Source organism: uncultured Sphingomonas sp. (assembly GCF_964243315.1).
GTDB lineage: Bacteria > Pseudomonadota > Alphaproteobacteria > Sphingomonadales > Sphingomonadaceae > Sphingomonas.
This window is the reverse complement of the sequence record NZ_CAXTEM010000087.1, coordinates 1-7678: the sequence shown is the minus strand read 5'-3', so window position 1 is coordinate 7678 and position 7678 is coordinate 1. Positions and strand designations below refer to the sequence as shown.

The following is a 7678-nucleotide window of genomic DNA, read 5'->3' as shown; positions in this document are numbered from 1 at the left end:
TCGTCGCGGCCCGACGACTGGACGTGGAGGATCGCGCGCTGGACGACGCGCTGGAACCCGCTGGTGGGCGAGGGATCGGTCGCCGCCTCGACCTTCAGCGCGTCGAGTTCGGTGTCGAGATAATGCGCCACCGTCGTCTTCAGTTCGCCCAGATCGACGTGGCACGCGTCCATGACCTTGGAGGCATGCTCGTCGTCGATCAGCGCCAGCAGCAGATGCTCCAGCGTGGCATATTCGTGGCGGCGGGACGATGCGGCTTCGAGCGCCTTGTGCAGCGTGGTCTCGAGCGCGGGGGCGAAGGACGGCATGTCAGGATACTCCAGTCGGGCGCAAGTAACGGCCGGGAGCCGCGCCCTTTCCGCATATGTCGGCATTGAACCGCTCCGCATCAAGCGCCGCCGTCCAACCCCGTTCGTATCTGGCCCACCCATGCCTAATAGGAAGTCGGAGGGGGCCGGGTACGGTCATCGCTTGAATAGCTGATCGGCACTTGCCCGGTGATTAACCGCGCGTTCCAGCTTGATCCGGGATCGCGCGATCTCACCCTCGAGCACGGTGATCCGCGCTTCGAGTTCGGCGACCGACAGGGGATCGAGGTCCTGCCGGATCAGCTCGTCAAGCGCGTCATTGGGACGCGAGGGGGCGTCGTCGAGCTCCATTGCAGTGCAGCGTTGACCCTGGCACGCACGATGTCAATAACGCCGTTTCGTCCAGCAAGCCGAAGCGAGACACATGGTCGCGATCCCCAGCACGATGAACGCGATCGATCCGCAGGAGCCCGGCGGGCCGGAGGTGCTGCGGTTGGTCGAGCGCCCGGTTCCCACGGCCGCCGCGGGCGAGGTGCTGGTCCGGGTCGCCGCGGTCGGGGTCAACCGGCCCGAGGTGATGCAACGCAAGGGCATGTACCCGCCGCCGCCGGGCGCCTCGTCGATCCTCGGCATGGAATTCTCCGGCACGATCGTCGCCGTCGGCGAGGGCGTGGAGGCGGAGCAGATCGGCCAGCCGGTCTGCGCGCTGGTGACCGCCGGCGCCTATGCCGAATATGCGGTCGCGCCGTTCGGCCAATGCCTGCCGGTGCCGAACGCGCTGACGATGGTCGAGGCCGCGGCGATGCCGGAGACGCTGTTCACGGTGTGGACCAATTTGTTCGAGCGCGCCTATGCGACCGAGGGCGACACGGTGCTGGTCCATGGCGGCACCAGCGGCATCGGCACGATGGCGATCGCGCTGTGCAACCTGTTCGACGTGTGCGTGATCGTCACCGCGGGCTCCGACGAGAAATGCGCCCGCGCGCTCGATCTCGGCGCGGATCACGCGATCAACTACAAGACCGAGGATTTCGTCGCACGGGTACGCGCCATCACCGGCGGGGCAGGGGTGCAAGCGGTGCTCGACATGGTCGGCGGCGACTATCTGCCGCGCAACCTCCAATGCCTTGCCGACGACGGTCGCCACGTGTCGATCGCGGTGCAGGGCGGGATGACCGCGACGATCCCGATCTTCGAGATCATGCGTCGCCGCCTGACCCTGACCGGCTCGACGCTGCGCCCGCGCGACACCCAGTTCAAGACGCTGGTCGCCGACGAACTCGCGGCGACGGTGTGGCCGCACGTCGAGGCCGGACGGCTGAAGCCGGTGGTCGACAAGGTGTTTCCGTTTGCGGCGGCTGCGGCCGCGCACGAGCGGATGGAGGCGGGCGATCACGTCGGGAAGATCGTGCTGGAGATTGTTGCCGCGTGACAGGGCGACGGTGGCGCCGTCACCAGTTGTTCCCGTCATCCCCGCCTGCGCGGGAACGACGGAAGAAAGCGGGCTCACTCCTGCCTGCGCAGGAGCGCAGGACCTTAGTTGCTGTCGGAATCGTCGTCCCCGCCGGTCGCTACCAGCACACCGACTACCAATGCGGCGAGGACGCCGATGCTGATCAGGGTCGTCTTCGGCACGTCGGCGCCGAGCTTGCTCTTGCCCGTGGTCGGGGTGCCGGCGCGTGCCTTGGCTACCGACAGGCTGGCGGCGGGGTTGGCGGTTGCCGCCGATGCCGCGACCGGGGTCGCCAGCAGGGCGAGGCCGGCGAGCGCCGCTGCGATACCGTTGATCGTCTTCATTGTTCTAACTCCCTCAATACAGACGTCGGCGCATAGTCGGGCTTTGTGACAAACGGAACGAGGGCGGGGCAAAATGCCGGACGGGTTGCCCTTCGGCAACACGCGCAGTACATCGTCGTCATGGCACGGCCGCTCCGAGAGGGGCGGCCCTTTCTATTTCGGACGGAGTTTCCCCGTGGCCCAGCCGCTCATGCCCCATGCGACCGCTTCCTGGATGGTCGACAATACCTCGCTCTCGTTCGATCAGATCGCGGAGTTCTGCGGCCTCCATATCCTCGAGGTGCAGGCGATCGCCGACGATACCGCCGCGACCAAGCTGACCGGCCGCGATCCGGTCCGCGCGCACGAGGTCACGCAGGAGGAGATCGACAAGGGCCAGGCCGATCCCGACTATCGGCTGCAGATGATCAAGGGCCCCGACCAGGTCCGCCGCACCAAGGGCCCGCGCTATACCCCGGTGTCGAAGCGCCAGGACAAGCCCGATGGCATCTCGTGGATCATCCGCAACCATCCCGAGATCACCGACGGCGCGATCAGCAACCTGATCGGCACCACCCGCACCACGATCGCCGCGATCCGCGACCGCAGCCATTGGAACATCGCCAACATTACGCCGAAGGATCCGGTGACCCTCGGGCTGACCACCCAGCGCGAGCTCGACGCCGCGGTGGCGAAGGCGGCGAAGGCGGCGGGGATCGAGGCCCAGCCGACCGACCACCGCCTGGAAGGCGATCGCAGCGCGCTGATCGAACAGCTCCGCGCCGAACGCGACCAGCTGGCGCGCGACATCGAGAATGGCGGCCGCGAACCGATCAGCGAGGCCAACGCGCTGTTCGGGGATCCATTCAAGCGCTGATTACCCACGGTTGCACCACCCCGGCGGAGGCCGGGGCTCAGTTGCGCAGGTAGAGGTAACGAAGCGCTGCCCAAGCCATGATCGTCTCTCACCTGGGCCCCGGCCTCCGCCGGGGTGGTGGGGCGCGATGACGGCGCAAGACGCGCACTGGCACTGTAGGTTGCAAGTCGCTACCCACGGTCGATGTCTCCACCCGATGTCGCCCTTGCGCCTTCCGACAGCCCTGCGGCGACCAGCCATAAGGGTCTGACCTACCGCTTCGGCGGCGCCGAGCCCGCACCCGGTGGGGTCATGCGGGTCGCGCCCGGCATCGACTGGGTGCGCTTGCTGATCCCCGGACCGCTGAAGCACGTCAATTGCTGGCTGCTCGACGATGCGGGCGGGGTGGCGCTGGTCGACGCTGGCATGAACACCGATGCCGCTCGCGACGCCTGGAAGACGGTGTTTCGCGGGCCGCTCGCGGGCACCGCGGTGACGCAGGTGATCGGCACGCATTTTCATCCCGACCATATCGGCCTCGCCGGGTGGATGTGCGCGCACCACCGCGCGCCGCTGGTGATGACCCGCGGCGAATGGCTCACCGCGCGGATGCTCGTCGCCGATGCGCGCGATGCGGTGCCCGACGAGATGATCGCGTTCTGGCGCGCCGCGGGATGGGACGCCGCGCAGATCGACCACGCCAGCACTCGCGGCTGGTCCGGGTTCCGCCGGATCGTGACGCCGCTGCCGATGAGCTTCACCCGGATCGCGCATGGCGACAGGCTGCGGATCGGCGCGATCGACTGGCGAATTGTCGTCGGATCAGGGCACAGCCCGGAGCATGCCTGCCTGTACGACGAGGCGGGCGGCGTGCTGATCGCGGGTGACCAGGTGTTGCCGCGGATCAGCCCCAACGTCTCGCTCGGGGTCACCGAACCGAACGCCGACCCGCTCGGCGAGTGGTTCGCCTCGATCGCGCGACTGCGCGAGCTTCCCGCCGACCTGTTCGTCCTGCCCGGGCATGGCGATCCGTTCACCGGTCTCCACGCGCGGCTCGATGCGATGGACCGCGAGCACCGCGAGCGGCTCGACGAGCTCGCGGTGTTCCTGCGCGAACCGCGCCGCGCGATCGACTGTTTCGGCCGGCTGTTCCGCCGCGCGATCGGCCCCGACATGCTCGGCATGGCGACCGGCGAGGCGCTCGCGCATGTCCGCCGATTGGAAGTCGAGGGCAGGGCGGTGTGTGAGGATCACGACGGCGTGTGGTGGTGGCGCGCGGTGTGATGGCGGGCTAGGCTGCGCGGCAACGATCGATTTCCGGGAGAGCCTGCATGACCGAGCTTCGCGACCGCGCCGTGGCCCTGTACGACGCCTTCACCCACGAGCACCACGACCGCCGCACGCTGTTGAAGCAGATGACCGCGCTGGTCGGATCGGTGGCGGCGGCCGAGGCGCTGATCGTCGGCATCGCCGCGTCGCCCGCCGGCGCTGCGGTGATCGACCCGGCCGACCCACGGCTGCGTACCGAAATCGTGACCGGCGACGAGGCGGGCAAGCCTTCCCGCGCCTATGTCGCCGCACCCGCTAAGGCGAAGGGCAAGCGCGGGACGGTGTTCGTGATCCACGAGAATCGTGGGCTGACCCCGCACATCCAGGACGTCGCGCGCCGCGTTGCGCTCGCCGGCTTCACCGCGATCGCGCCCGATCTGCTCGCGCCGCAGGGCGGGACCCCGGCGGACGAGGACCGCGCCCGCACGCTGATCGGCACCGTCGACTATGACGTCGCGCTGGCGCAGGTGGCGGCGATGATGGCCAAGGCACGCGCCCAGCCGACCTCGTCGGGCAAGGCGGGGATCGTCGGCTTCTGCTGGGGCGGCGCCTTCGTGAACCGCTTCGCGATCGCCGCGGGCCCCGCGCTGGCGGCGGGCGTCTCCTATTATGGTCCGGCGCCCGCCCCCGCCGAAGCGGCAAAGGTCCGCACTCCGCTGATGCTCCATTATGCCGGCAAGGACGCGCGCGTCGCGGCGACCGGCCTGCCCTGGATCGAGGCGCTGAAGGCCGCGAACAAGCCGGTCGAGGCGTTCACCTATCCGAACGTCGACCACGCCTTCAACAACGACACCTCCGCCGAACGCTACGACGCCGCCGCCGCGGCGCTCGCCTGGGACCGCACGATCGCGTTCTTCCACAAGCAGCTTGACGCGTGAGGTCGCCGATGTTCCACTTCCGTTCCTGACGAATCGGAGACGACATGGCGCTGACCTTCTACACCAACCCGATGTCCCGCGGCCGCATCGCGCGCTGGATGCTCGAAGAGGTCGGCGTCGCGTACGAGACCGTCATCCTCGATTACGCGTCGTCGATGAAGGCCGACGCGTATCTCTCGGTCAACCCGATGGGGAAGGTCCCCGCGATCGTCCATGACGGCAAGGTGGTCACCGAAGGCGCGGCGATCTGCGCCTATCTCGCCGACACCTTCCCCGAAACCGGGCTGGCGCCGACCGCCGCCGAGCGCGCCGACTATTACCGCTGGATGTTCTACGCCGCCGGGCCGGTAGAGGCCGCGGTGACCAACCGATCGCTCGGCGTCGTGCCCTCGGCCGAGCAGCAGCGGATGGTCGGCTATGGCAGCTACGAGATGGTGGTCGACACCTTCGCCGGCGCGGTGGCCTCGCATCCGTACATCGCCGGCGACCGCTTCACCGCGGCCGACGTCTACGCGGGGTCGCAAGTGATCTGGGGCGTCCAGTTCGGCTCGCTCCCCAAGCTGCCGGTGTTCGAGGACTATGTCGCCCGCGTCACCACCCGCGACGCCTACAAACGCGCCGCCGCGATCGACGAGGCGCTGATGGCGCCGAGGGGGTGAGCGCGACCTGACGCGCCCGCATCGTCTGCGCCGAGGGTGTGTGGCACCTCGCATGGCGGCAGGATCGTGATAGGAAACGGACGTTCGCATTCGCGTGGAGGTGATCATGCCGGTGAAGGATCTCGTCGGGCGACCGCGGCTCAGCGTCGAGGAGCAGGCGTCGCGTAAGGAGATGCTCGCGATGATCGAGCAGTTTCACAAGCGGCGCGGCGCGCCTGACGATAGCGACTTGTCGCCGGTGACGCCGCCGTCGGGACCGTCGCCGACCCCGCTGGCGGGTGCGGCGGAGTTCGACGTCGACCGCTAGGCAGGCGCCGGCTTCTTCGTCGGTCAGCATCCCACTCTATGGACGATCGAAACGGTCGACAGATGAAGTGCTCCTTCCTAGCTTGTGCTCCCGCGAAGGCGGGAGCCCAGTAACTGGGTCCCCGCCTTCGCGGGGACACGGATAAGTAGCGTCCTGCGGCGGCTCTTAGTGTCGCCAAACCTTGAGTCTTGCGACGTGAACCGGCTGAATTCGTGCCCGGTCAGGCAGCGGCTCGACCACCGCTCGCGATCTTCCGGCCGACAAAGATCAGCACCACGCTGCACCCGAGAAACAGCCAGTCCCACGTCGATTGGCCTAGCCGTTCGACCACGTGATGCACCTCGAGAATGTGGTGGTCGATGATGCCCTCGACGACGTTGAAGATGCCCCATCCCGCCAGCATCGAGCCGTAGAATACCCGCGCGGACAGGAAGATGTCGGGACGCCGCGCCGCGTTGAAGAGCATGATGATGCCGGTGAGCGTCGCGATCCATACTGCGGCGTGAAACAGTCCATCCGCAGTCATGTTGGTCTGCATGTTCGCCATCGTCGTCAGCGGCACCTTGGCCGACAGCATCGCGTGGACCTGCCAGATCTGATGCAGCAGGATGCCATCGACGAAGCCACCGAGGCCGATCCCGAGCATGATCCCCGCGGCTGCCAGGGGCTTCGATGTCCTGCTGCTGACCACCACGTCCTCCTGCTCGGGCATGGCGAAGACGTCCGTTCCGAACGGATGTTCCAAGATCCGGCATCTATCGCGGACGGCCCACCGAGGCTGCCCACAGGATTCTCGGCCGCGTTGGTTACCCGCGCATCTTCGCCAATCGTGCGGGCAGGGCGGCCAGGATCGCGCGCCGGTCGGGCAGGGGGAGCGCGCCCCAGGAGGCGATCTCGTCGATCGTGCGGCCGCAGCCTGCACAGACGTCGTCGGCGTCGAGCGTGCACACCTGATTGCACGGCGACGCGCCCTCAAGCGCGGCAGTCGCGCCGCTATCCGTCACCTCGGCTCAGCCGCCGATCGTCGCCTTCAGGAAGTCGGGCATCGGGCCGTTCCAGCCATCGTCCGGCGCGTCGTCGATGGCATCGCGGCGGGGGCGGCGATCGTCACGGCGGTCATCGCGCGGCGCGTCGCGACGCGGGCGCTCGGCGCGCGGAGTTTCCTGTCGCGGAGCAGGAGCGCGCGTCGGCGCACGCACGGGCGCCTCGATCTCGGCCGCTTCGACCGGAGCCTCGGCCGCTTCCGCCGCAGCGCGCGGCTCGCGGGGCGGGCGGGGTGTGCGTGGCTCGCGTGCCGGCCGCGCCTCGCGGGCGTGGTCGCGGCGCGGTGCGCGCTCGCGGCGGGCGCGGGGCGCGTCGCTGGTCTCGGCCGCAGGCTCGTCGGCTGTGTCGCCCGCGCCGAGCCGTTCGATGGTCTGGCCGGTCAGCTTCTCGATGCTCTGGACGTTCTCGGTGTCGTCGGGGGTGACGAAGGTATAGGCGGTGCCCGTTGCCCCCGCGCGGCCGGTGCGGCCGATGCGGTGGACGTAATCGTCGGGGTGCCACGGCGCGTCATAGTTGAACAC

At 68.6% G+C, this 7678-nt stretch carries 12 protein-coding genes; 6 read left to right on the top strand and 6 right to left on the bottom strand.

The features are described 5' to 3' along the window. Window positions 1-308, bottom strand: a 308-nt coding sequence (locus ACFE77_RS15440; RefSeq protein ID WP_375422536.1) for a Clp protease N-terminal domain-containing protein, incomplete at its 3' end; no start/stop codon positions are given. Between the two features lie 156 nt (window positions 309-464). Further along, window positions 465-659 (bottom strand): DUF1192 domain-containing protein, encoded by a 195-nt coding sequence (locus ACFE77_RS15435; protein WP_375422535.1) that lies wholly within the window; start codon window positions 657-659, stop codon window positions 465-467. A gap of 73 nt (window positions 660-732) precedes the next feature. Between ACFE77_RS15435 and ACFE77_RS15430 the strand changes: the two genes are divergently transcribed. Then, the gene (locus ACFE77_RS15430; RefSeq protein ID WP_375422534.1) at window positions 733-1740 is read left to right on the top strand and encodes an NAD(P)H-quinone oxidoreductase; all 1008 of its coding nucleotides are present in this window, start codon (window positions 733-735) and stop codon (window positions 1738-1740) included. A gap of 104 nt (window positions 1741-1844) precedes the next feature. Here ACFE77_RS15430 and ACFE77_RS15425 read toward each other — a convergent pair whose 3' ends face one another. After that, window positions 1845-2105, bottom strand: coding sequence for a hypothetical protein (locus ACFE77_RS15425; protein ID WP_375422533.1), 261 nt, complete (start codon window positions 2103-2105; stop codon window positions 1845-1847). Window positions 2106-2280: 175 nt separating this feature from the next. On the opposite strand from ACFE77_RS15425, the gene ACFE77_RS15420 reads away from it, so the two are divergent. The 5 genes from ACFE77_RS15420 to ACFE77_RS15400 all read left to right on the top strand — a co-directional run bounded on the left by ACFE77_RS15420 (window position 2281) and on the right by ACFE77_RS15400 (window position 6113). Beyond that, entirely contained in the window at window positions 2281-2961 is a 681-nt protein-coding gene (locus ACFE77_RS15420) for a cell cycle transcriptional regulator TrcR (RefSeq protein ID WP_375422532.1), read from the top strand. A gap of 183 nt (window positions 2962-3144) precedes the next feature. Beyond that, window positions 3145-4224 carry an MBL fold metallo-hydrolase gene (locus ACFE77_RS15415; protein ID WP_375422531.1) on the top strand — a complete coding sequence of 360 codons (1080 nt, stop codon included), beginning with the start codon at window positions 3145-3147 and terminating at the stop codon, window positions 4222-4224. Between the two features lie 47 nt (window positions 4225-4271). Continuing rightward, entirely contained in the window at window positions 4272-5147 is an 876-nt protein-coding gene (locus ACFE77_RS15410; protein WP_375422530.1) for a dienelactone hydrolase family protein, read from the top strand. A gap of 44 nt (window positions 5148-5191) precedes the next feature. After that, window positions 5192-5806, top strand: coding sequence for a glutathione S-transferase family protein (locus ACFE77_RS15405; protein ID WP_375422529.1), 615 nt, complete (start codon window positions 5192-5194; stop codon window positions 5804-5806). 106 nt (window positions 5807-5912) lie between these two features. Continuing rightward, entirely contained in the window at window positions 5913-6113 is a 201-nt protein-coding gene (locus ACFE77_RS15400; RefSeq protein ID WP_375422528.1) for a hypothetical protein, read from the top strand. A gap of 220 nt (window positions 6114-6333) precedes the next feature. On the opposite strand, the gene ACFE77_RS15395 is transcribed toward ACFE77_RS15400, so the two are convergent. The 3 genes from ACFE77_RS15395 to ACFE77_RS15385 form a co-directional block, all read right to left on the bottom strand. Next, on the bottom strand, window positions 6334-6858 hold the full coding sequence (locus ACFE77_RS15395; RefSeq protein ID WP_375422527.1) for a DUF2243 domain-containing protein: 525 nt from the start codon (window positions 6856-6858) through the stop codon (window positions 6334-6336). 61 nt (window positions 6859-6919) lie between these two features. Next, window positions 6920-7117, bottom strand: coding sequence for a DUF1289 domain-containing protein (locus ACFE77_RS15390; protein ID WP_375422526.1), 198 nt, complete (start codon window positions 7115-7117; stop codon window positions 6920-6922). A 6-nt stretch (window positions 7118-7123) separates the two neighbouring features. Next, window positions 7124-7678 (bottom strand): helicase-related protein (locus ACFE77_RS15385; protein ID WP_375422525.1); only part of this gene is annotated, 555 nt, incomplete at its 5' end.